Here is a 24101-nt window from a genome sequence, read left to right as displayed (position 1 = left end):
TGTAGAAAAATTGCAGGTCATTGTGAAGATTTGTGAATTGGTCTTTTTGACTTAATACCAGTAAGAACCAGTTTCGATATTATCGGTGAACGGTAGTTTTCGACCGTTCACCGGTTATTTGCAATCGTTTACGGCCGTTTTCCCGGATGAATTAGGGAGACCCGATGAAGCACTTGCGCGGTTGCAGGATATTTAGATACTCGTCCATCCCCCACGTGCCAAACTCTCACTCCCTAAATATGCCACAAGCTCTCGCTATTCGTCTCACAAACATTACTTACTCTTACTCTAATCTGTAATTGTTTATCGTTTATCATTAAGTATAATATAAGATACAAGTATCATCCAAGACATTGGTTGGAGGAGCTATGATCCGCTGGAACGTATCCAAATCGAATGAAGCCATCGACCGTGAACAGGCAATAGCCAAACTGAGGAAGCTCACTCGCTACTGCAAATGGGGCACAATCTGCACCATCGTGGCGCTCGCTCTGGGACTCCTCGCAGTCATTGCAATCTACGATCTACTCATATTGCCTAGCCTCTCCCAAGGGTTCTGTCTCCAATCCGTAGAGCTTGAGGCTAGCGAAGGGCCAATTCTCGCTCTCGTCGGCACCAATGAACAGACTCCTCTTATGCTTGTCGCGCACGACGGTCATACTGCCATAGGGAGCGGCATGATGGCATGCCTCGCGCTTGCCATCGCGCTAAGCGCATACAGGTTTTTCTCCGCCATTGAAAAGGCGGGCAGGCCCTTTGACCTCGAATGCATCCGCATACTACGTCAAATAGGACATTTGTTCCTTATCGGCGGCGCCGCCGTGAAACTTTTTGGTGCCATAGTCACAGGGCTGATACTCTCAGGATTTGGCGGCAGCTTTACGGATGCACTTGGCGGGCAGCATCTCGACCTCTCTATGCTCTTTGCAGGCCTAATTATTAGCCTGATTGCTAGCATCTTCCAGTACGGGTGTATCCTGCAAAAACAAGATGACGAGTTGCTCTAGGGGGAATCCATGATTATTCTGCGGCTCGACCGCATGCTTGCCGAACGCAAGATTTCATCCAAAGAGCTTGCGGAACGCGTGGGTATCTCCCAGGTCAATATGTCGCGTATCAAGACGGGCAAGGTTTCTGCCGTGCGCTTTTCAACTCTTGACGCGATATGCCGGGCTCTCGACTGCCAACCGGGCGATGTGCTGGAATATATGCCTGACGATGAAGCCGATAACCTCTTTGGACTTAAAGATGAATAGCCATAATTAAGCCGCCAATCACGCCCTCAACGCAAAAAGCCCGCCAGAACGATGCGTTCTAGCGGGCTCAATCAGATATTTCGACTTCGTGCTCGAAAGCTCGGGCAACCTTTAAGCAAACAGACCGTAGATGCTGATGTTGGCGTTGGCGTACAGGCCGTTGGCATACTCGGTCCACTTGGAGCTGGCGCTCGAAGCCTGCGAGGAATACTGCTGATAGGCAGTGTAGTAGGCGGTCATGGCCTGCTTATAGGTGGCGCTATCGGCGGTAAAGGCATCGTCGGCGAAGGCCTTAGCATAGGTGCTGTCGGCGTCCTTCCAGGTGCCCTTCGAGCTATCCCACTCGTCGCCGGCAAGGTTGATGATGTAGTCAGCGTAATCCTTGCTCGCGGTGTCCTCGTTGCCGTCAGAAGGCTCGGTCGGAGCGGTCGGCATGCTCGCGGAAGCATCGCCCACCTTCTTCTTGTAGAGCTTCTGCAGCGTCGCGGACTGACGGACGATCTGCTTGGCCTGGTCCTTGGACACGCCATACTGCTTGGCCATGGTGTCGTAGTCCGAGGTGCCGATAGAATCCTCGGCGTACTTCTTCATCTCCTTAGAGGAGACGGTAATGCCCTCGTCCTCAGCAGCATCGAGCAGAATCTTGTTGCGCACGTAAGACAGGATGACGTCGGAAGAGGGGGCGGTGTAGTTGCCGTTGCTATCCTTGACGGTATCGAGGCTGTACTGGCTCTCGATGGCCTCGCGCGCGGTGATATCGCTCTTCTTGCCGTTGTAGCTATAGCTTGCCACGGTCGAATCGAGCTGGTCCTCGGTCAGGGTCGACGAACCGACACCCTTGCCGCCAAAGCCGCCATTGCCAATAAAGAAGCCGACCACCGCAGCGATCACGATAGCGACCACAAAGGCGGCAATCATCGTCTTCTTGTGCTTGGATGCATGGTCGTCCGCGTCGGAGTCGTCCTCGTCTTGCTCCTCGGGCATGAGGTTCTCGTCGGCGGCGTCCGCGGCGATCTTTGCCTCCAGGCGAGCGTCCTCCTCCTCGGCGGTCGTGCCGGCGGCAATGTGCTCGGCAGACGTGCCGGCGACCAGGTCGATCTTCTCGTCCTCATCACCGTCGGGGCCTTCGCCGCGCTCGATGATCTGGATGCCGTCGATCTCGTCCTTCTCGTCCTTCTTTTGAATCAGACCCATATCAGTTACTCCTTGTTAGGAAACATAGTCCGCAATAGAATACGCCCGACAGAGCGCCGGGCGTATTGATTCTTAGGTTATACGCAAACACTTAAGTACTATTTAGGCGTTTGCAGCCTGCATGCCTTAAGCTAGGTGCGCGATAACGGCATCGGCAAAGGCCTGCGTACCCACCGCACCCTCGACAGAACCGGTCTGGGCACGACGTACGTCGCCGGTAACCTGCTTGCCCTCGTCGAGCGTGGCGGACACGGCGGCGCGGATGCGATTGGCCGCATCGTTCTCACCCAGGTGATCGAGCATCATCGCAGCAGAGAGGATCTCGGCCGTGGGGTTGGCAATATCCTGCCCCGCGATATCAGGCGCAGAGCCGTGCGTCGCCTCAAAGATGGCGCAGTCGGCACCGATGTTGGAGCCGGGGGCCATACCCAGGCCGCCCACCAGGCCGGCGCACAGGTCGCTCACGATGTCGCCGTACAGGTTTGGCAGCACCAGGACATCGAAGTCGTTGGGGTTCTGGACCAGGCCCATGCAGGTGGCGTCGACGATCTTGTCGTTGAACTCAATGTCGGGATAGTTGGCGGCCACCTCGCGCGCAACGCGCAGGAACAGGCCGTCGGTCGCCTTCATGATATTGGCCTTGTGCACGGCCGTCACCTTTTTGCGGCCGCAGCGGCGGGCATACTCAAAGGCGTACTCCACAATACGGCGGCTCTTGGCGATAGAGATGGGCTTGATCGAGATGGCGGAATCCGCGGCGAAGGTCTTCTGGCCCGAGCGCTCGACGAGCTGCGAAAGCTCCTCGACCTCGGCAGCACCCTCATCGAATTCGATACCGGCGTAGAGGTCCTCGGTGTTCTCGCGCACGATGACCAGGTCAACGTCGCGGAAGCGCGAGCCGTCGCCCGGCTGCGACAGACAGGGACGCACGCAGGCATACAGGTCAAAGTGCTTGCGCAGGGCGACGTTAACGCTGCGGAAACCCGTGCCGACCGGCGTGGTGATGGGCCCCTTGATGGCGACCTTGGTCTCGGCAACCGCATCGAGCACATGTTGGGGCAGCGGCGTGCCAAACTCGTCCATGACGCCGGCGCCGGCCTCCTGGACGTTCCAGTTGATCTGGACACCGGTGGCCTCGACCACGCGGCGCATAGCCTGCGTAATCTCGGGACCGATACCGTCACCGGGAATCAGGACTACATCGTGCGCCATAATCTGTTACTCCTCGTCTTCGGCGTCGTCAGATTTTTTAACGCTAGCACGCTTCTTCTTTTTGGAGAGATCCAGGCCAAAACGTTTAACAAGCATTTCGCAAATCTCGCTCGAACGGGCCTTGAGATAGCTGCCCTTACCGTTCTCGGCATCGAACTTAAGGCGCAGCGCAAGCTTCTCTGCGACCTCGGCGTCGATCTCGCCCTGGCAAAACTCGTACAGGCAACCGAGCATGTCGCGATACTCAAGGTCGCCGTGGTAGCACTGGATGGCCTCGTCCAGGATGGGCCAAGCCTCGCGCGAACGCTCGACACTCGTGGCACCCCACACGCACAGCAGGCGGAAGGCGGCATAGCGCAGCGTGGAGGAGATCTCGTCGAACAGCGCGGTCTCGGCACCCTCAAAGGCGTCCTCCATCTGCTCGGGGCAGGTGGTGGCGAGTGCCGCCAAGGCATCGAGGGCCTCCCAGCGGGTCTGCGCCTCGGGGCGATCGAGCGCCTCGATCAGCGCGGGCACGCAGGGCACGACGCGCTGCGGATCGCGCTCGGCAAGCAGGTGCAGCACGCGGGCGGCAAACTGGCGGATGCGGCGCGTGGGGCAGCCGAGCTCCTGGACCAGGCGGTCGACGGCGTTCTCGTTCTCCTCTGCCAGCTGGAGCTGTGCCAGCTCCTCGTCGGTGAGCTGTTCGTCTTTGTTTTCTGCCATAGTTACCTCTTCTTACTATTTCTTAGCGTGCTTGCCAGCACCCTTGCTGTCATCGGTGACCGAGATGAGCTGTCGGTCGGCCGCACCATTGCGACGCGCACGGCGGCGTTCCTCGGCGTCGCCCGCATCGGCGGCGGCGCGATGGGCCTTGTTGACGTTAAAAACCTCGTCGTGCTTGCGCCACGGGCCGACGGACTCGCCAAAGCTCATCTTAAGACCGGCGATAAAGCCGCCGAGCCAGCCGATCGGCGCAAACTGCACCAGCGGGAACAGCGAGAACACCCAGGTCAGCAGGACGACTGCCGCCGCTCCTGCAAAGTTGGCGATCCAGTAGTCGCGCTTGGTGATGACGCGCTTTTCGCACGCCCACTGGCCGCACAAAAAGCCGATGTAGATCGCAAAGAGAAAGAGCACCAGCGCAAGCACCACGAACGTCCAGCTCATGGGCGCTACTCCTCGTGATGGTGGCCGCAGCAGCACTCGTGGCCGTCATCGTGACCGTGACCGCCGCAGCACTCGTGGTCCTCGCCGTGGTGGTGGCCACCGCAGCACTCGTGGTCGTCGCCATGCTCGCCGCAACCGCAGCCTTCCTCGTGGGCACCGTGCTCCTCGGGACGATACTGCGACCAGTCCAGACCAGCGGCGATGGCGTCGGCCTCCTCCTTATAGAGGACCGTGATGGCCTGGGTGCCCAGCTTGGCACCACCGATGGCATCGAGCATGTCGTAGAGCGTAAGGGCCACGTCGGCGCCGGGCAGCGCAAGCTCGCGATCGTCGGCATAGGCGAGCGCCAAGCGCAGGTCCTTAATAAAGTGCTCGACCATAAAGCCGGGCTTGTAATCGCCGTCGAGCGCCTTGGGTGCCAGGCTCTCCATGGCGCCGGACTTGCCGGTGCCGCCCAGGATCATCTGACGGGTCTTCTCCAGATCAAGGCCGCTCAGCTCGGCAAACGCCAGCGCATCGGCCATGCCGACCATGCAGGCGCCCAGCGACACCTGGTTGGCGAGCTTGGCAGCCTGGCCCTTGCCGGCGCCATCGAAGCAGCAGATAGTTGCCGCAAAGGTGGAAAGGATGTCGCGGACCGGGGCGATGTCGTTCTCGGTGGCGCCCACGATGGCCGTGAGCGTGCCGGCGATAGCACCGGACTCGCCGCCGGTGACGGGGCAGTCAAACGCCATGCGGCCGGAAACCTGGGCGGCCTCGGCAATATCGCGCGCGAGCTCGGGCGAGCTCGTGGTGAGGTCGATCAGGACCGCGCCAGGCTTTGTGCACGCGAGCAGGCCGTCGCCCGCCAGGTAGAGCTCCTCGACCTCGGAGGGATAACCCACCATGGTAAAGACGACGTCGGCGTTCGCCACGGCATCTGCCGGCGTATCGGCCCAAACGGCACCGCGCTCGATAAGCGCGGCGGCCTTGGACTTAGTGCGGTTGTTGACCGTGACGGGATAGCCGGCATCCAGGATGTGGCCGGCAATGGGGGCACCCATGATTCCGGTGCCGATAAATGCGACGGAGAGCTTGTTTGCCATGAAACCTTTCCTTTTGGGTTGGGTGTTATTACCAGGTTGAATACTCGGTGCCAGCGTTGGGCTGTGAGTCGAGGGCGATTACGGCCGCGTTACTTGCCTACTGACCGCGCACGCGGCGGGCGATGCGGTCGGAAAGCGACGCCTTGTCGGCGCGGTTCTTGCCCCAAAACGCGCAAGCCACCATGCCGGGGCCCACGTGCGAGCCAATGGTGGGGCCCACAGAGCTGCGGATGATGGTCACGTCGGCGCAGCCTTCCTCCTTGCGGATGGCGGCCTCGAGCCAGTCGCCGTCCTTTTCGGCATCGGCCGTCATAATGGCGATGGGCATGGTGCGATCGGGCACATAGTTCTCGCGGAACGACTTGAGAATGGACTTGAGCGCCTTCTTGCGACCGCGGTTGACGCCGATCAGCGACAGCGAGCCGGCCAGGTCGTAGGACAGCTCGGGTTTGACGTCGAGCTTTGCCGTGAGCTGTGCCGCCGCGGGCGGAATGCGGCCGCCGGCAGCCAGCGCGTCAAAGCTCTCGAGCGTAAAGTAACCGTGGACATAGGTCTTGGCCTCGTTTGCCCAGTCGACCAGCTGCTTGGCGGTCAGTCCCGCCGAACGCTGGCGCACGGCCTCAAGCGCCAAGAGCTCGCCGGTCGCACAGGGCAGAGCGTTGTCGACCACGTACAGCTCAAAGTTGGGATACTCGGCGCGCACGGCGTCCGCCGCCTGGCACGCGGAGTTGTAGCTCGACGACAGCGCCGAGGTAAAGCACAGGTAGACCGTGGGCGTACCCTCTTTGGCGCACTCGGTAAAGAACTCGATATAGCGACCGAGCGACACAGCCGAGGTGGACACGCGGGCACCGGCGCGCATGCGGTCGTAGAACTCCTTGGGTGTGATGCTCGACCAGATGTCATCCGTGCGCTCCTCGCCATCGATAATGAAGGGGAAACCCAAGATATCGACATCGAGGTTCGCGGCGACCTCGGGGCTAAAGTCGCAGCAGGTATCGACGACGATACGGCAACGGTCCGAATGACCGGCGGATGCGGCCTTGTCCATCAAAGCGACTCCTTACGTAAAAAGGCGGCCACCCGCATGGGATGGCCGCCAACCGTTAACTCATGCAAGTTAACGTATTTTACTCGTCAAGTGTTTCGATACGGGGCTTGATGATGCCATATCCACCATTCTTACGGTGATACACCACATTGATGAGGCCAGTCGTCGCGTTCTCGAACACGTAGAAGTCGTGGCCCAGCAGATCGGTCTGCACCAGCGCCTGCTCCTCAGTCATCGGGGTGACATCGATGACCTTCTCGCGGACGAGCAGGTCGTCGTCGTCCTCGGGCAGCAGCAGGTCGGCCAGATCCTCGACGCGCTCGACCGGCGCGACATCCGCTGCGCTGGCACCGCCCTGGCGGTTGTCCACGACCTTGGTCTTGAACTTGCGCAGCTGGCGGGTGACCTTATCGGCGGAGAGGTCGATGGCGGCATACATATCTGCGCCGTGCTCGGCAACGCGAATCACAGAGCCGCGGGCACGAACCGTGACCTCGACGATTGCCGGGTTGGGGTTCGAGGGGTTCTTCTCATAACGAAGCACGACGTCGACTGTCATGGGCTCGATATCGAAAACCTTGAGCGCCTCGCCGATCTTCTCATCCACATGCGCACGCAGAGCATCGGTTACCGTCGTCTTGCGTCCAGAAACCTTGATATCCATACGTGGCTCCAATCTGCCTCGGGGACTTACTGTACTGGCTATGTACCCATTGCCGTGCATTTAATCACGCGGATTCCCAAAGACCCGAATAACGATTGCTTAATACCGCATACCGAAGTCTCGCACTTTTCCGTGGCAAAGTGCGCTATAGGAGGGAGCCGGCGACTTTGTATTTGGTCCCGAAAATTGGCTTTGACCTGCTGGTTTTATAGAGATGAAAAAGCCGGGCTCCTCTATTGGGGAAGCCCGGCAGTGCGTGTTGAAACCGTGAAGGGGCATCTCTCCTAGCGCATAGGAGACACCACCCCTAGCAATAACTAGCTATTAAGCTTGTTAATGTCGTCGTCGGTGATGGTGTCTTCCTGGCTGGACGATTTGTCTTCGGAGGATGCGGTCTCATTGTTGGAATCGGAGGACTCGCTGCCGGAGGATGTGGTCTCGCTGGACTCAGAGTCGCCCGGCTGCACGTTAGCGCCCGAAACCGTCTTAGTGGTGAGGTCGTAGGGCATCGTGCCGTACCAGACGCAGTGGACCGCCTCGAGCGTGCCGTCGGCCGTAATACCGTCGAGGGCATCGCTCACGGCACGACACAGTTCGTCATTGGACGAAAGGCCTGCAACACCAAGCGTCGAGGGCGCCTCGAGCGCACCGACATAGGAGATCTCGCTCATCAGGCGTGCAAGATAGCCGCCGGCCGTGGAGTCGCAGATTACATAGTCGACCTCGCCGGACTCGAGCGCCTCAAAGCACTCGTTGATGTTGGAGTAGGTCTTTTGGTTGGCGGCGATGCTCTGCTTAGCAAGCGCCTCCTGCGAGGCCGAGGACATCTGGACACCCAGAGTAGACGTGTTAAGGGTATCGGTGGAAACGCTTAGCGACCCACCATCGCTGGTTTTACCGAACACGGAAGCGGCATCGTACAGGCAGGTGCCGAGCGAGCTAACGTCCCCGTCCGTGGAGTTGATCTCGCCGATAAAGATATCAGCCTTTTTGTCGCCGAGCGCGGAACCTGCCGAGGACGCATCGACAAAGGCGACCTTAAGGCCCATGCGGCTTGCGAGGGCGCGGGCGGCGTCAACCGCATACCCCGTGAGCTCGCCGTCGGCGTCCTGCATGGCCTGCGGCGCATCGGAAGTATCGAGGGCGACCGTCAGGGTTCCGGGAGTGACCAGGGCATCGTCCGACACCGCCGGCGTGACGGTCTCGTACTCGATCTGGTCGATCGTGGGAGTCGTGAACGTAGACAGCGGGTTGAACGCGCATCCGCTCAGGCCCAAAACGGCGATGACCGCTGCGGTCCCAGCACCTAACCGAGCCGCGTGCATCAAGCTGCCCCTCACCATGTCCACTACCCTGCCTTCTGTGTCGTATACGATCCGTGCGTTGCGCGGAATATCAGGTTGTTCCCACCAGCTGACCTGGTATTTGACCCCACACTTGCGCACCGGGGCGTTTGCTCGGGAGGCCGCAGCCACCTTCACGACTGGCCCGCTCGCCCGCGAGGCGGTATTGCCCCAAAGAAAGTAGAACGGACGGTGCGGCTTACATCTAGGACGCGCCATGATCGCGCCGCGCGCACGCGGTCGCTTACGTGGATCCCTTTGACCGCGTCTGTCTTGGACTAGGGCGGGCATTTCGTCCGTCCGCAACCACAGCCTGGTAGGAACGTAGCGCATTATAGCTAAGTTCAAGCTAAAGTTTAAGGTTAGGGGCGTCATTCGCATCGCGAGTACAGATTTCGCAGGTCGGAGTGGGCTATTCGTGCCCCTGTGAAGCCCGGAGCTCCCCTACGGTGAGTTCCGGGACACCCTTCTTAGGGTGCCGTGGCCAAAAAATGGCAAATATGAGTACTGTCACCAATTTAGTAACAGGCATTTTTGGCCTCTCGGACAGATTTTGCGCTCAGTGTCGCCAACCTGATGCTTAGTTATTCTACATTTGTTTATTATCTTCTTACTTTATGACGCCTCCGAGTCCTAAATTCCTTGATTTTGCTGTTACTGATTTAGTGACAGTACTCATATTTGCCATATTTTGGCCAGGGCATATGATTAACCCCCTATTTTCGACGTGAATTAGACCGGCTTAAGCCCAAAACACGCCCGCAGCGTGTTAAGCAACGCCTCTTGCTTCTTCCTGCGGGCATCGACACGATTCCGGTACCGCTTTCGCATACGCTGGTGGATGCGCCATGCGAGCGCTTCCATCGCTTCCATGTCACAGAGCATTTCGTTGTTGACCGTCGCGACCTCGATTCCCATAGTAATCAAGCCCGTGTTGCGCTTTTCATCATGGATACGTCCCCTCCGAGAGGAATGGCCCAGCTCACCGTTGTATTCCAGGTCAAACCGGGCTGCCTCTTGATACGCATCGCAAACTGCATGAGGCATCCCCGAGATTGCCTGCGCACGGTCATCGAACTCGACCTTGTAGTCGGTCTTAAAAGGTCCGCAGGCAAACCCGCCATAGGAAAACGGAAGCGAAAACAGGGCGAGCATGATGCACTCCATGGGCGAGAGCAGGTTTTCCGAAAGATAGGGACACAGACGCTGCAGCTGTTTGGCCACATTCCCCTTGCATGCCGCAAGGTAATCTGCCAGGCGATCGGGCGTCAGCGCCGGCTCGACTTCAAAGTAGCCCACGTCTGCTGGCTGGTCCTTGTCCTTTGCAAGTTTATTCGTAACAGGCGAGGTGTAGGGAGGCAGATACTTCCCGCGGTCGCTCAGTGAAATCTTAGAGCACAGCTCCTGGGCCAGGGCAAATGCCTGGATACAGCCGACCTCGCGGGCGATGGCAACACAAAGGGCCTCGGGAGATAGGCTGTATACCCCCGGTTCCACCTCTAGAATCGAGCCAGCAGGCAACCCGGAGCATACGGACCAGCTCACGCCAAAAATGCGGCGGCGCTGTGCTGCAGACCCTACCAGCAAGCACAAATCCTCTTGTACCTCGCCGCTTGCGGCCCCAATCCGCACCAAGTCGGGAAGATAAATGTCCTCGGTCGAGGGCGACGACGTGCGCAGCACACGGCGCTCTTCATCGGGATTAAGGTCCTTCCAGCTGATATAGCCCATCTGCCGGCGCTCGGCGCGCATCATGCGCAGCGCTGAAGCGCCTGTTAGGATTACGGAAGCCGCTAGCTGTTCGCCTGTCGGCTCGTTGCGCCGCTCAATCTTCACTGCCACAAAACCACCCCTACCAAACACGTGCGATAGCAAGGCCATCGACTGCCGCAGCGCCGGCACGCTTGAGCTCCGCCGAGGCTGCTGCCATGGTCGCGCCCGTGGTGATAACGTCATCGATAAGCAGTAGACGGCGGCCGCGCACGTCCTCAACCGTCTCGTACATGCCTTGGGCACGCTCGCGACGCTCCTCACGACCGAGTTCGCGCTGGTCGCCATGCCCGTACTTGACGAGAGCATCGAGCAGGGGAACACCCGACAGCTCGCAAAATGGACGCGCAATAGCCTCCATATGATCAAAGCCACGCCGCCGAAACGCTGCCGCCGTCGCGGGCACAAACACCACCGCATCCGCACCGGACAGCACACCTCCTAAGCGTTCGGGCGCTACGACCTGGGCATGCAGGGCAGTGTCGTAGAGCAGCTCCGCCAGATACGGCGCCAGGCGTCGCTCGCCCGCGTCCTTGTACGCTTTAATGATGCGCGGCAGCGGATGCGCATAGACGGAGCACGCCAGGCAGCGGTCGAGCGCCTCCGCCATTGCCGAGGACGTGCCCTCGACCGAACACTCAGTGCACAGCAAATCCCCAAACGGGGCGCCGCATCGGGTACAGCTATGACGTGGGTCGATGAGCGTGAGCGCGGCCAGGCAGTCTTGGCAAATAAGCGCACCGGCGCGCTCGCAGCCGGCACATCGTGTTGGCGACAATGCCTCGAGTGCCTCGCGTGCCGCCCGCTCGGCAAACGACAGCAATTCGTCCGCAAACGGTAGGGCGCCGGCACCCTGCAGACGGCTCAATTTGTTTAGATGGCTCTTCAAGACACAACCCTCCCTACGTTCGGTCGCAGGGAGGGTTGTTGATTCAGCGCTATGGTACCCCGACGCGATTGGGGTAAGGCGGGTTAAATCCGCTCGCGGGCGTTATTCGCCGGCGGGCGGTTGTGGTGCGGCCGAAGACGGGGTCGAGCCCTCGCCACCATCCTGGCGCGGCTTGCGGGAACGGCGACGACGACGGCGCTTTTGACCCTGGTCGGCCGAGCCCTCGCCACCGCGATCCTCGCGCGGCTCGCGCTCGTCGCGAGCGGCGCCACGCGAAGCCTTGGCAGCAGCTCCCCCGCCATCTCCGGGACGACGGCGCGTGACCTTGACCTCGCCATCCGAGACCTGATCGGCCACGGAGGGCACTGAAGGCTTCTGCTGTGCGCCCGAGGAATGGCGACGGCGCGGACGCGGCGCGCGCTCCTCCTCGCCACGTGACTTGCCGCCCTTGTCGACAGGCGCATCGGAGGCCGAGGGACCCTTGGAAGCGGCACCAGCCTCGCGAGCAGCTGCGGCGCGGAAGGCGTCCTCGCGCTCCTCGCTCGACAGATGACGGCGACGACGGCGCGTGGGATTCATGCCACCGCCGCGATTCTGCTGCTGGGGCTGTTGAACCTCGCGCTCGCGAGCGCCGTTCTTGCCGGCGGCTGCGGCCTCGCCGGCATCGGCAGAGCCCGCACGCTTGCGGCGGCGACGGCCGCCAGCGGCCTCCTCGGCCTCAGGCGTTGCGGCATTGCCACGGCCCTTTCCGCGGCCACGACCCTCGCCCTGCCCCTGACCGGCGCGAGCATCGGAATCGGCATCGCGACGACGGCGCTTGGGCATCGACGTGCCAGCAAGACGGTCGGCGCTCGACAGGCCATCGCCCACGTCGACGCCGTTCTCGCGATCGAGCTCCATGAGCGCCAGGCGCATCTCGGGCGACTCGATGTGCTCGAGCACATCGCGCGTCACGCAGTCGGGGCGGCAATTGCAGCCCTGCTCGGCAGCCTTCTTTTTGCAGCCCTCCGAGCACGTCATATCGGCCAGGTTGACCTTAAAGACCTTGCCGTTCTCCAGGCGCAGCACCAGCTGCTCGCGCGGCGTGTCATATTCCTGAATACGCGCCTTGCCGAGCGGCGTATCGATAAGCGTCTTCTTTTTGGGCGCGCGGCTCTTAAAGTCCTTGTAGGCCTCGAACTCGTAGCGCAGGCAGCACATCAGGCGGCCGCACACGCCGCTGATCTTGGACGAGTTGAGCGGTAGGTCCTGCTCTTTTGCCATGCGGATCGAGACGGGCTCAAACTGTCCGCCAAAGCGCGTACAGCAGAGCTCCTGTCCGCACTGGGCATAGCCGCCCACCAGGCGGGTCTCGTCGCGCACGCCGATCTGGCGCATGTCGACGCGGATGTGCAGCGTCGAGGACAGATCCTTGACGAGCTGGCGAAAATCGACGCGCTCCTCGGCCGCAAAGTAGAACACGGCCTTCTCGCCGCCAAACAGGTACTCGACGCCCACCGGCTTCATCTCGAGATCGAGCTCTTTGACCAGACGGCGGAAATCGACCATCGCCTCGTCGCCCTGGATGGCCAGGTCGTCGGCAAGCTGCAGGTCGATGTCGCTCGCCACGCGCAGCACGGGCTTGAGCGGCTGACCGATCTCGTCTTGCGGCACCTCGAAGGGATCGGCCGTAACCAAGCCGATCTCGGTTCCGCGCTCGGTGGAGCAAATGGCATAATCGGCCTCGAGGATATCCAGGTCCTGCGGGTCAAACCACAGGTCGCGCGAGGCGTAGGTAAACTTAACGGGTACGACTAACGGCATTTCAGTGCCTTCCTGATATCGAACAGCATGACCTCGATGGCCAGCTGGGGAGTAACGTTTCTGGCGATGTTGCGCTCGGCGGTCGCGACCGCCTCGAGCGCCTGGGTGGCACCCGCAACATTGGTCGCGGCGGCAAGCCGACCGATCGTGTCGCGCACATCCTCGTTCACCACGTCGGCTGCCTCGTCCTGAAGTGTCAGCAGCACGTCGCGCATGAGCGTCCGCGCGCTCGCCAGCGCTTCCATGATACCCGAACGCTCGCGCGCGTTGAGTTCGCGCTTGTTGCGGTCCTCAAGCTGCTTCAATGCTCCACGCGACAGGTAGTCGGCGTTTTGCTCGAGCACCTTTTCCTGCGTGGACTTGACCTCGGCGAGCGGCGCCTTAACGGCAACGATGAGTGACTTGGCGCGGCTGAGCACGTCGGCCTCGTCGGCGGCGATGAGCGAATCGATGGCGCGAACCATCTGGCGGCGAGCATCCTGACGCTCGGCGCTCTTGAGGAACTCGATGCCACGCGTGGGGCTTCCCGCCACGGCGACGGCCATGCGACAACGCGCGATATCCTGACCGGTGGCGCGGCTCACGGCCTGCGCGGCGACGGCGGGCGACACCAGCCGAAACGGCACGCACTGGCAGCGGCTCACGATGGTGGGCAACATCACGTCTGCCGAGGTGCCCAGCAAGATAAACATAACGCCCTCGGGCGGCTCCTCGAGTGTTTTGAGCAGTGCGTTGGCGGTGTTGGCGCGCAGTTGCTCGGCACGGTCGATGATGTAGACCTTGGCCTTGGCGCGAATGGGTGCCAGCGGCACGTCATCGAGCAGCTCGCGGGTCTGGGCAATAAGGTAGCCCGTGGCGCTCTCGGGCGTGTAATAGTGCACGTCGGGATGCGTATGCCGAGAGACGCGCACGCAACTGTCGCATGCGCCGCAGCCGTCCTGCTCGCACAGGAAGGCTTGGGCGAGCGCCCACGCGGCATCGAGCTTGCCCGCGCCGGGGGCGCCCAAAAACAGGTAGGCGTGCGATGCACGGCCGCTGGCGACGGCATTGGTCAAAAAGTCGCGCACGCGCTCTTGGGTGTCGAGCTTGGCCAGCAGGCTTGCCTGAGCGGGGGCCATGTTACTCGGCCTCCTTGGCAAGCGCGGCGGCGACAGCATCCTGGGGGATATCGAGACCGTACGCGCGAACCTGCTCGACCGTCTTCTCGAAAACTTCCTCGACGGTCGTAGTGGCGTCGATGAGCTTTACGCGGTTTGGCTCCTCGGCAGCAATGGCACAAAATCCCTGGTACACACGCTCCTGGAATGCCATGCCCTTAGCCTCCATGCGATCTGCCGCGCCACGGGCTGCCATGCGTAGCGCCGCCTGCTCGGGCGTGATGTGGTAGACGAGTGTGAGCGCCGGGTGCGTTCCCGCGACGGCCAGGTTGTTGGCGTCGCGCACCATCTGGCGGTCGAGGCCATCGGCAAACGCCTGGTAGCAGGTCGTGGAATCGTAGAAGCGATCGCACAGGACCACCTTGCCGGCCGCAAGGGCGGGGGCTATGACCTCGTGCACCAGCTGGGCACGCGCAGCCTCGTAGAGCAGCAACTCGCAGGTGTCGCCCATCGCCATATTGGCGGGGTCGAGCAGCAGGGCGCGGATCTTTTCGCTGATGGCGGTGCCGCCCGGTTCGCGCAGGCTCACAACCTGATAGCCGGCAAGGTCGAGCGCGCGGGCCAGCAGGCGCGCCTGCGTGGACTTGCCGGCGCCGTCGACGCCCTCGAGCGTAATGAAGCTATGTTGAGCGGGCTCAAAAGCCATGGGCGCAGCCCCTTCCTACAAGGCGCGAAAATGCAAGTTATAGCAACCAAGCCATGATACCCCAGTGCTCGGTGCGTCCCAAATCCCACCTAGCCATTGGGGACGTTCTTAAATGACTAGGTGACAGTTAGGGACGTTCCTAAACTGCCGGCAGAAAAGGAACGTCCCCAACTGCCGGCTTTTTTGTACGCTGGGTATAATCGTCGTATTGCATTGAAATGTGGCGAAAGGAGTGGCAATGTCTCGGTATTGCGCCTCGTGCGGCAAGCGTCTTGCAGATGATGCCAAGTTCTGCACCTCGTGCGGTGCACCCGTTGAGCAAACAGCCGCGAGCGATAGCCAGCCCGCTTTTGAGCAGACCGGCTCCCTTGATGCGCCGCAAGCCAAGGCGGACGACCCCCTCGCCTATAGCCCCGACCCCGCCGCAAGGACCGAGGCCGTCGAGACCACGCAGCGCATACCCGTCGCGAGCGGCTCGCCCCAACAGCAGCCGGCTCCCGCATACGCGCCCGCTTCGCCACAGACCCCCGCTTCCAAAAAGAGCGGCACCGGGCCGCTTATCGCCGTTATCGTTGTGCTGGTGGCGATCATCATCGCCCTGGTCATTTTCTTTGTGATCAAGCCTTTCGACAACGCCGGTACGCAGACGACCGCCGAGGTTACCAAGCTGCACCACGATGTTGACGATGATGACCTTGAGCCTCTCGGCGATCCCAATAGCCTTTACGACGATGACGATGATGACGACGAGGATGGCGGCGAAGCAACGCTCTCTGAGCAGAACCTCTACCGCCGACTGAACGAATACTACGACCTGCTCGAAGATCTCGACAGCCAGGTCCGTGGCTGCGCGCAGAACTTCAACGGCAACTATCTGGAAGAGGATCGAACCACCCGTCAAAATCTCGCCGACGTCGCCGAGCGCACGGAGGACACCATCGAGCAGTATTACGACATCGTCGAGGACCTGGACGTCCCGACGAGCTCCAAGAACTACAGCTCCTGGAAGGACATCATCGCCCTGTACGACGACCTGGATCACCGCATTGACGCAATCTGTGATGCCTGGGAGATCAGCCTGAAATACGCCAAGCCTGCGGACCACAAGAATGAGATCGTGGCGCCGCTGTCGCGCGACAACGTGGCGGGCACCAATGACAATAAGTACCGCCTAGACTTTGAGGAGCGCTATCCCGGCGCCAAGCCTGTCGAGGTGAACTAGCGCTTTGTCGTTCCCGAGCCGGCAGTTAGGGACGTTCCTAAACTGCCGGCAGAAAAGGAACGTCCCTAACTGCCGGTCAAAAAAACGAGCGAGGATCGCGGGGTCCTCGCTCGTTTTTTTGGGCAATGTTTCGACTGCGCCGTTACTTGTCGGCGGCTGCTTTCTTGGCAGTCGACTTCTTCGCGGTCGTCTTCTTGGCGGCAGTGGCTTTCTTAGCCGTCGTCTTCTTTGCCGTGCTCGCCTTGGTTGTGGTCTTGCGACCGCGGGCGGGCCTCTTCTCCTTGGTCGGGCAGTCCATGTTGACGCAGATACGCCACGGACCGCGCGCCGTGTTGACCACTACGATGGGGGCGCCGCACTCGGGACAGGTCTCGCCCGTCGCCTCGAGCTTGCCGCGCGCCGGCAGCGGATAGCTCACGCCGCAGTCATCGTAGTTGGTGCAGCGGATAAAGCGCTTGCCGCTCTTCTCGCTCTTGTGCGCGATCAGGTCGCCGTGACGTCCGGCCTCGGCACACACCTTGCACTCGCCCACCTTAAGATCGGGCTCGTAGTTGGTGGGGCACGTGGGGTTCACGCAGATCTCGAAGGCCTTCTGGCGGAATGGCTGGCACTTGATGCGCGGCGCGCCGCACTCGGGGCACACGGCGGCCTCGCCCTCGAGCGGGCTCACCTTGACGCCACTCGGCACCGGATAGGTCACGTCGCAGTCGGGCCAACCCATGCAGCCGATAAAGCTGCCGCGGGTCTTGGCGCTCGTCTTCATAACCAGGTCCTTGCCGCACTTGGGGCAGGCGCCCACGCGCGCATCGGCCGTGACGGCGTCGCTGATGGCGTCGCCCAGCTCCTGCGTATGCTTGAGCAGCTCGTCGAGCACGCCGGCCAGCAGCGCGCGCGAGTGCGTCACGACATGCTCTTCGGTGTCCTCGCCGCGCTCCACGCGGGTCATGTCGCCGTCGAGCTCGCTGGTCATATCGGGGCTCGTGATGCGCGGGGCAAACTGCGACAGCGCGTCGATGATGGCGATGCCCAGCCGGCTCGGCTCAACGGGATCATTTTTGAGATAGCGCACGGCATACAGGCGCTCGATGATGCTCGCGCGCGTGGACTTGGTGCCCAGGCCGCGCTTTTCCATCTCCTGCACGAGCTTGCCCTGGCTGTAGCGCGCGGGCGGCTCGGTCTGCTTGGCCTCGAGCTTAATGTCGAACACGTCGACCGTATCACCCTGCTCCAGCGGCGGCATCTGCTCATCGCGCTTGAGTCCGTACGGATACGCCTCGCGGAAGCCCGGAGTCACGAGCACGTCGCCCGAGGCCACGAACGGCTCGCCGTTGACGTCGAGCTCGAGCTTGGTGTTCTCGATGGTCGCGGGCCCCATGAGCGTTGCCAGGAAGCGGCGGGCAATGAGGTCGTAGAGCTTGCGCTGGCCGCCGTCGAGCGTGGACGGATCGCCCTCGCCCGTGGGATAGATCGGCGGATGGTCGGTAGTCTCGACCTTGCCGCGCGTGGGCTTCATGGGACCGGCGAGCACCTTTTTGCACACGGGCGCCAGCGCCGGGTTGATCTTTGCCAGGTCGCTCACCACGGCGCCCAGATCGAGCGTCGCGGGGTACACGGTGTTGTCGACACGCGGGTAGCTGATGAGACCCGCCATGTAGAGGGACTCGGCGATGCGCATGGTACGCGCAGGCGAGATGCCCTCGGCCGCGGCGGCGGCCTGCAGCGAGGTCGTCGCAAACGGCGTGGGCGGCTGCTGCTTGCGGGAGCGCTTGGTCACCGCGGCGACGGTCGCCGTCCTGGCGCCGTCGACGTGACCATACGCCGTCTCGGCAGCATCCTTGTCGGTAAAACGCGCTGTCTTGTGCGCGATCTTAAAGCGATCATCCTCGGCAGCGCCCTGCGCAGCACCCATGCCGCGAATCTGCCAATAGTCCTCGGGCACAAACGCCATGCGCTCGCGCTCGCGCTCGACCACCAGGGCAAGCGTCGGCGTCTGCACGCGGCCGGCGGAGCGCACGTTGCCGAAGCCGCCGAACTTGGCGAGCGTCAGATAGCGCGTGAGCACCGCGCCCCAGATAAGGTCGATGTGCTGACGGCTCTCGCCGGCGTCGGCCAGGTTCTGGTCGAGCGAGACGAGATTATCGAAGGCGTGCGTGATCTCGGCCTTGGTAAACGAAGAATACTGGGCACGGGCGACCGGCAAGTCGGGCGCAACCTCACGCACCTTGTTGAGAGCGTCCGAACCGATCAGTTCGCCCTCGCGGTCGAAGTCCGTGGCGATGATGACGCTGTCGGACTTTTTAGCAAGGTTCTTGAGCGAACGAATGAGTTCCCTTTCGGCCGGTAGCTTAATGACGGGCGCCCAGGTGAGGTAAGGCAGGCTCTCGAGCTTCCAGCCCTTGATGGAAATGCCATCGGCAAGGAACGGCTTGCGCTTGGTGTCGTACGGCGGACGGGCCAGGCCATCGGGCATATCGGCCGGCAACATCTCACCGTCCTCGGTCACCGAATACCAACCCAGCTTTTTATCGAACAGCACGCTGTCGCAAAAATCGGGCGCCAGGATGTGACCGGCAAGGCCGATGGTCACGCACTCCTCGCCCTTCCACTCAAAACGGTAGATGGCGGTGTTGTACACCTTGTCCTTTTTGGGCTTACCCGTGGACAGCCGCTCGGCGATCTGACGCGCGGCGTCGTTTTTCTCGGCGATGATGAGCTTCAAAAGAGGCTCCTATCTCATGTCTCTGCGGCTACGCCCACCTGTATGGCGGCCGATTTACGCCCTTGCTTGCTCAATCTGCCCGATGAGCCAATCGCACCAGGCATCCATGCCCTCGCCCTTGCGCGCGCTCACGGCAAACCGCGGCGCCTGCGGATTGAGGTCATCGAGGGTCTTAGTATACCTATCCATGTCAAAATCGAAAGCCGGGGCCACGTCGACCTTGTTGAGCAACTGCGCGCCGGCGTGTTGGAAGATGCCCGGGTACTTGATGGGCTTGTCGTCGCCCTCGGGCACCGAGAGGATCATGATGGACAGGTTCTCGCCCAGGTCAAAGTCGACTGGGCAGACCAGGTTACCCACGTTTTCGATAAAGATGACGTCAATGCTTTCCAGACCCACAGCCTGATCGAAGGCGTCGACGGCCTCCATGATCATGTTGCCCTCGAGGTGGCACAGGCCGCCCGTGTTGATCTGGATGGCGGGCATGCCGGCTTCCTTCATGGTGATGGCGTCGACATCCGAGGCGATATCGCCCTCGATGACGGCACAGCGCAGGCCGGCCTTGTCGCGCAGGCGTTCGTTGGTGCCCAAAATCGTGGTGGTCTTGCCCGAACCGGGGCTCGACAAGACGTTGATCACATAGGTGTTTGTCTCTTTAAATCGCTGACGCAGCTGATCTGCCAGGCGCTCATTGCGCGACAGAATCGGCGATGCGATATCAATCGTTTTCTCGGCCATACTCGGCACTCCTTAACTTCTACCATTTATACCCCGTACCCAGGTGGCTGGCGAGCTAATCGTCGGGGGTTTCGATTTCGATACTTGCGATGTCGAGCTCGCGGCCGTGCAGTAGGCGCACGTTGGCGCCGCCACATTGGGGGCAGCGGCAATGAAAGCGGTCGTGGTCGAAGACCTCGCCGCAGTCCAGGCACTCGCTTTGCGGATGGACCTCCTCCACGGCAAGCTCGCAGCCGCGCGTGAGCGGGTCCTCGTCGCGAAACGTCTCCCACGCAAAGTCAAGCGCCTCGCGCACAACTTCGGTCATATCCCCGATACGCAGCGTTACCAAAACGGCGCGCGAGGCCCCCGCCCCACGCGCCGCGCGAATCACTGTATCGAGTATGCCGTTGACAATGCCAACCTCGTGCATACCGATTTACTCCTCGTCGTCCTCGTCGTCCGAGAACAGGTCCAGACGGCTCACGAACAGGCCCTCCTTGCCCTCGCGCGCGGTAATGACCACGCGGGCGATAGCGAGCGAGATCTCGTAGAGCGAGAGCAGGGCGCCGTACATAAGGCCCAGGGTGACGGGCGAGCCGTCGGGCGTGATCACAGCCGAACCCACGAGCAGGCCTACGTACACGTAGCGCCAGGCGCTGCGGAAGGCCGCGTAAGACACGATGTGGAAAACAGACAGGTAGAAGATGATGAGCGGCAGCTCAAACGCCACACCAAAGCCGATCATAAAGAGCAGCTCCATGTTGACGTAGTTCTCCAGGTCGGGCAGCGCCGTGGCGACGGCCGAAGTCTCGCCGATGAGCCACTCAAAGCCCGCCGGGATAATGATGAAGTAGCAGAAGATGGCGCCCAGGAAGAACAGCACCGTCGAGGCGAGCACCGTGGGTACGACCCATTTGCGCTCGTTGGGGCGCAGTGCCGGCAGGAAAAATGCCAGAATCTGCCAGATGATCATGGGCGTGCACATGACCACGGCCATCTTGATGGCCAGCGAGAAGCGCAGGCCAAAACCGCCGAGCGTGGTGGTGATGTAGAACTTACCGTCCGGCACAAACGAGCGGATGGGATCCTCGAGGATATCGAGCACCACGGGCGTGGCAAAGTACAGCACGATGGCGGCGGCAAACACCGACACGACCACGATGGTCAGGCGGCGACGGAGCTCTCCCAGGTGATCGAAGAGCGGCATACGCGCAGGTCCGATAGGCATTACTCATCGCCTCCCTTCGGGGCATCGGCGGCAGCAGTCTCGGCAGCGTCCTCGGCCTCGAGCTCGCGAGCGAGCTGGTCGACGACAGCCTTGCGCTTGCGGGGACGGCGGGCGTAGAGGTCAGCCGTCGTGGGCTCTGCCGGCTCGGGCTCGGGCTCTGCAGCAGGCTCGGGCTCGACGGCAGTAGCAGGCTCTGTACCCTCGGCCTCATCAACAGCGCCTTCGCCCTCAGCAGCGCCCTCGCTTGCGGCCTTCTCGGCAGCAAGACGGGCGCGACGCTCGGCAAAGGTCTCCTTCTTGGCGGGCGCTGCCGTCTCGGCGGCATCCTCGTCCGCATCGGAATCGTCGTCGGTCGCAGCAGTCTTCTTGGGCTTGACCGGGGCCGACGCGGCCTCGCTCACCGGATCGATAATCTCGGACTGAACAACGGCCGTCATCTTTTCCTGCGTCTCGCGGAACTGACGGATGGCACGGCCGATCGTGCGGCCCATCTGCGGGAGCTTATCCGGGCCAAACAGCAAAAAGCCGAAGACCACGATGATCGCGAGCTCACCCTCTCCAATACCAAACACACATACCTCCAAGGCTCGATGTGAGTCGAGCCCGCACCGCGCCATTCGGCCGGAACTCGTCTATTCATTCGGTCAAGTATAGCGCCCGGACGCCAAAACGTCCGAGCGCATCACAAAAATATGCCAAACGGCACGCCCTTTTGGGGGCAAAGATTATGCAGCGGTGATCGAAATCTCCTGGTCGACACCCAACAGCTGAACCACGCGCATCACCGGGGGCTGCACATTCGTGCAGCTAAAGCGCTTGCCGTGGTCAACCGCGTGGTGCGCGGCGCCCACGAGCACGCCAATGCCCGTCGAATCGATGTAGCTCACCTGGGCAAAATCGAGCTCAACGGCCTCGGTGGGCTGCTCGAGCGCCAGGTCGATGGCATTGCGCAGGCTATCGGCGTTAGAGATATCGATCTCGCCGGTTACCTTAATGGTGTAGAGCTCTGGCGTGGGGTTGGTTGAAATACCCAAATCCATGTATACGCTCCTTTACGTATCGAAAGTGCGGATAGTACTAGGCGCGGACTTGCGGGGCCCTACGCGTTAGGCGCGCTCGGCACGCGCAAGCTCGGCAGCGACGAGCTTGACAGCCAGCACCAGCACATCGAGCGCAGCCTCCAGGTCCTCGACCGTGGGATAGCTCGGCGCGATGCGGATGTTGGTGTCGCGCGGATCCTTGCCATAAGGCCAGGTGGCACCAGCCGGCGTGAGCTTGACGCCCAAGTCGGCGCAGAGCGCGGCGACCTTTTGGGCCGAGCCCTCGGGACCATCGAAGCTCACAAAGTAGCCGCCGCGTGGATGCGTCCAGGTGGCGCAACCCGTGTCGCCCAGGCCCTCGGTGAGCTTGCGCTCAACGGCCTCAAAGCGCGGGCGCAGGAACTCGGCATGCTTTTTCATGTGCTTCTTGACCGCCTCGATGGTGGGAAGGAAGCGCACGTGACGCAGCTGGTTGAGCTTGTCGGCGCTAATAAGACCAGCCTTCAGGCGCTTGGAGAACTCGGCGATGACCGCGGGGCTCGCACCGATAAAGCCGATGCCGGCACCCGGGAAGGTGATCTTGGACGTCGAGGCAAAGGCCACCACGCGGTCCTCGGTGCCCGCCGCGCGGGCAAGATCGAAGATGTTGGCGAGCTCGTCGGTCTCGTCGTACAGGTCGTGCACGCAGTAGGCGTTGTCCCAGAAGATGCGGAAATCGGGCGCGGCCGTGGGCATCTCGACCAGGCGACGCACGGTGTCCTCGCTAAAGGTGATGCCCGTGGGGTTGGAATACTTGGGCACGCACCAGATGCCCTTGATGGAGTCGTCGGTGGCAACCAGGCGCTCAACCTCGGCCATGTCGGGGCCGTTGTCGGTCATCGCGACGGGGACGTTCTCGATGCCCAAGTCGGCGGTGATGCCAAAGTGGCGATCGTAGCCGGGAACGGGGCACAGGAACTTGACCTTCTTGCCGTCGTGCGCGGCCTCGTAGGCGTCCCAGGGCTCGCTGCCGCACGAGCCACAGCGCCAGAACATGCCGGCGATGTCATGCTCGATCAAAAGGCTCGACGAACCCAGCACGAGCGTCTGCTCGGCGGGGCAGCCCAGGAACTCCCCTGCCAACTTGCGTGCCGAAGGAATACCCTCGAAGCAGCCGTAGTTGGAGCAGTCGACGCTGCCGTCGTGCAGATCGGCATCGGCGTTGAGGATATCGAGCATGGGGCGCGAGATGTCCACCTGGGAGGGCGACGGCTTGCCGCGGGCCATATCGAGCGCCAGACCCTTGGCCTTGACCTCGGCGACCTCGGCCTTGAGCGCCTCGATGGCGGCATCGAGTTCGGTGGTTTCCATCTTCTGGTAGATCGTCTGCATGGGTGCGACCTTTCGCGAAGCGGGACGTTGCAGTTCGTCTAAGTATAGACCGCCACCGCCGCAACGTTATGAAGCCGTGATAGATTAAGTCCATCGCAATAAATTACGAATCGCCGCGCATGCCGGCGTGGGGCGCCCAAGGAGGCACTATGGAGTACGGATTGTTCCAGGCCGAGGAATTCGGTGACCTGCAGCGCCTGGTCGACGGACTGTTTTACGACCGCCACGCCATCGACCGGCTTGACCTAATCGTGCAGGCCGAAATCGTCGACTTGGCACCCGACCTCATGGAAATCGTGAACCTTTTGCCGCCCGGCTGCTACGATCGCCGGTCGCTGTGCGACCAGCTCAACTCCGCCTTGGCTGCCCACGGCTGGGGCGCCGTCTACGGAACGGTGGAATAAGCCTCGAGGCCGGCGATTTGGCCCGCTTCCCGACCTTGGCGAGGCTTGTTTTAGGGCTTGTGGCCAAAAAAGGGCAAATATGAGTACTGTTACCTTTTTAGTAGCAGCGATTCTTGGTCGAAATCGGTAAAACTCGACTTGAAACTTCCTAATCACCGTCAGCTAGCGCCAAATTGGA

Annotated in this window: 24 protein-coding genes; 4 read left to right on the top strand and 20 right to left on the bottom strand. The window is 61.6% G+C overall.

The window, feature by feature from the left end; all coding sequences use genetic code 11:
* Positions 1-368 precede the first annotated feature (368 nt).
* Both DXD39_RS00475 and DXD39_RS00470 read left to right on the top strand, forming a co-directional pair.
* A complete protein-coding gene (locus DXD39_RS00475; protein WP_117637056.1) occupies positions 369-1007 on the top strand; it encodes a DUF2975 domain-containing protein in 639 nt (212 codons plus the stop codon).
* Positions 1008-1016: 9 nt separating this feature from the next.
* Entirely contained in the window at positions 1017-1256 is a 240-nt protein-coding gene (locus DXD39_RS00470; RefSeq protein WP_117637057.1) for a helix-turn-helix transcriptional regulator, read from the top strand.
* Positions 1257-1367: 111 nt separating this feature from the next.
* Here DXD39_RS00470 and DXD39_RS00465 read toward each other — a convergent pair whose 3' ends face one another.
* The 13 genes from DXD39_RS00465 to tmk all read right to left on the bottom strand — a co-directional run bounded on the left by DXD39_RS00465 (position 1368) and on the right by tmk (position 15219).
* Positions 1368-2450, bottom strand: a complete 1083-nt coding sequence (locus DXD39_RS00465; RefSeq protein ID WP_117802810.1) for a hypothetical protein — start codon at positions 2448-2450, stop codon at positions 1368-1370.
* 126 nt (positions 2451-2576) lie between these two features.
* Entirely contained in the window at positions 2577-3662 is a 1086-nt protein-coding gene (locus DXD39_RS00460) for an isocitrate/isopropylmalate dehydrogenase family protein (RefSeq protein ID WP_117802809.1), read from the bottom strand.
* Between the two features lie 6 nt (positions 3663-3668).
* Positions 3669-4367 carry a hypothetical protein gene (locus DXD39_RS00455; RefSeq protein ID WP_117637060.1) on the bottom strand — a complete coding sequence of 233 codons (699 nt, stop codon included), beginning with the start codon at positions 4365-4367 and terminating at the stop codon, positions 3669-3671.
* Between the two features lie 15 nt (positions 4368-4382).
* Positions 4383-4811, bottom strand: a complete 429-nt coding sequence (locus DXD39_RS00450) for a hypothetical protein (protein WP_055310425.1) — start codon at positions 4809-4811, stop codon at positions 4383-4385.
* A gap of 5 nt (positions 4812-4816) precedes the next feature.
* On the bottom strand, positions 4817-5896 hold the full coding sequence (locus DXD39_RS00445) for an NAD(P)-dependent oxidoreductase (protein ID WP_117785955.1): 1080 nt from the start codon (positions 5894-5896) through the stop codon (positions 4817-4819).
* 97 nt (positions 5897-5993) lie between these two features.
* Positions 5994-6947, bottom strand: coding sequence for a DegV family protein (locus tag DXD39_RS00440; protein WP_089572413.1), 954 nt, complete (start codon positions 6945-6947; stop codon positions 5994-5996).
* Positions 6948-7026: 79 nt separating this feature from the next.
* Positions 7027-7611, bottom strand: a complete 585-nt coding sequence (gene hpf / locus DXD39_RS00435) for a ribosome hibernation-promoting factor, HPF/YfiA family (protein WP_117802808.1) — start codon at positions 7609-7611, stop codon at positions 7027-7029.
* 317 nt (positions 7612-7928) lie between these two features.
* Complete coding sequence (locus DXD39_RS00430) at positions 7929-8936, bottom strand: ABC transporter substrate-binding protein (protein WP_158565367.1); 1008 nt, start codon at positions 8934-8936, stop codon at positions 7929-7931.
* A gap of 750 nt (positions 8937-9686) precedes the next feature.
* Positions 9687-10796, bottom strand: coding sequence for a hypothetical protein (locus DXD39_RS00425; RefSeq protein WP_117802806.1), 1110 nt, complete (start codon positions 10794-10796; stop codon positions 9687-9689).
* Positions 10797-10806: 10 nt separating this feature from the next.
* Complete coding sequence (locus tag DXD39_RS00420; RefSeq protein WP_233541064.1) at positions 10807-11613, bottom strand: double zinc ribbon domain-containing protein; 807 nt, start codon at positions 11611-11613, stop codon at positions 10807-10809.
* A gap of 102 nt (positions 11614-11715) precedes the next feature.
* Positions 11716-13416 carry a regulatory iron-sulfur-containing complex subunit RicT gene (locus DXD39_RS00415; protein ID WP_117802805.1) on the bottom strand — a complete coding sequence of 567 codons (1701 nt, stop codon included), beginning with the start codon at positions 13414-13416 and terminating at the stop codon, positions 11716-11718.
* On the bottom strand, positions 13407-14534 hold the full coding sequence (locus DXD39_RS00410; protein WP_117802804.1) for an ATP-binding protein: 1128 nt from the start codon (positions 14532-14534) through the stop codon (positions 13407-13409). The genes DXD39_RS00415 and DXD39_RS00410 overlap by 10 nt, the downstream gene beginning before the upstream one ends.
* A 1-nt stretch (position 14535) precedes the next feature.
* Positions 14536-15219, bottom strand: a complete 684-nt coding sequence (gene tmk / locus DXD39_RS00405) for a dTMP kinase (protein WP_117802803.1) — start codon at positions 15217-15219, stop codon at positions 14536-14538.
* Between the two features lie 238 nt (positions 15220-15457).
* Here tmk and DXD39_RS00400 point away from each other — a divergent pair, with 238 nt between their 5' ends.
* On the top strand, positions 15458-16441 hold the full coding sequence (locus DXD39_RS00400) for a zinc-ribbon domain-containing protein (protein ID WP_117802802.1): 984 nt from the start codon (positions 15458-15460) through the stop codon (positions 16439-16441).
* 142 nt (positions 16442-16583) lie between these two features.
* Here DXD39_RS00400 and DXD39_RS00395 read toward each other — a convergent pair whose 3' ends face one another.
* From DXD39_RS00395 to DXD39_RS00365, 7 genes are all read right to left on the bottom strand, one after another.
* Positions 16584-19160, bottom strand: a complete 2577-nt coding sequence (locus tag DXD39_RS00395) for a DNA topoisomerase I (RefSeq protein WP_117802801.1) — start codon at positions 19158-19160, stop codon at positions 16584-16586.
* A gap of 54 nt (positions 19161-19214) precedes the next feature.
* Positions 19215-19898, bottom strand: coding sequence for a hydrogenase nickel incorporation protein HypB (gene hypB, locus DXD39_RS00390; RefSeq protein WP_117802800.1), 684 nt, complete (start codon positions 19896-19898; stop codon positions 19215-19217).
* Between the two features lie 55 nt (positions 19899-19953).
* The gene (gene hypA, locus DXD39_RS00385; protein WP_022093859.1) at positions 19954-20310 is read right to left on the bottom strand and encodes a hydrogenase maturation nickel metallochaperone HypA; all 357 of its coding nucleotides are present in this window, start codon (positions 20308-20310) and stop codon (positions 19954-19956) included.
* Between the two features lie 6 nt (positions 20311-20316).
* Positions 20317-21108, bottom strand: coding sequence for a twin-arginine translocase subunit TatC (tatC, locus tag DXD39_RS00380; RefSeq protein ID WP_055285525.1), 792 nt, complete (start codon positions 21106-21108; stop codon positions 20317-20319).
* On the bottom strand, positions 21108-21680 hold the full coding sequence (locus DXD39_RS00375) for a twin-arginine translocase TatA/TatE family subunit (RefSeq protein WP_158555265.1): 573 nt from the start codon (positions 21678-21680) through the stop codon (positions 21108-21110). The genes tatC and DXD39_RS00375 overlap by 1 nt, the downstream gene beginning before the upstream one ends.
* A gap of 153 nt (positions 21681-21833) precedes the next feature.
* A complete protein-coding gene (locus DXD39_RS00370; protein ID WP_035137695.1) occupies positions 21834-22148 on the bottom strand; it encodes an STAS domain-containing protein in 315 nt (104 codons plus the stop codon).
* Between the two features lie 66 nt (positions 22149-22214).
* Positions 22215-23519, bottom strand: a complete 1305-nt coding sequence (locus DXD39_RS00365) for an aminotransferase class I/II-fold pyridoxal phosphate-dependent enzyme (protein ID WP_117785964.1) — start codon at positions 23517-23519, stop codon at positions 22215-22217.
* A 149-nt stretch (positions 23520-23668) separates the two neighbouring features.
* Here DXD39_RS00365 and DXD39_RS00360 point away from each other — a divergent pair, with 149 nt between their 5' ends.
* The gene (locus DXD39_RS00360) at positions 23669-23923 is read left to right on the top strand and encodes a hypothetical protein (RefSeq protein WP_117785965.1); all 255 of its coding nucleotides are present in this window, start codon (positions 23669-23671) and stop codon (positions 23921-23923) included.
* Positions 23924-24101 lie beyond the last annotated feature (178 nt).

Source organism: Collinsella sp. TM04-29, assembly GCF_003466565.1.
In the GTDB taxonomy this organism is placed as follows: Bacteria; Actinomycetota; Coriobacteriia; order Coriobacteriales; family Coriobacteriaceae; genus Collinsella.
Note: the sequence above shows the minus strand (reverse complement) of the source record. Positions and strands in the feature narration are given on the sequence as shown.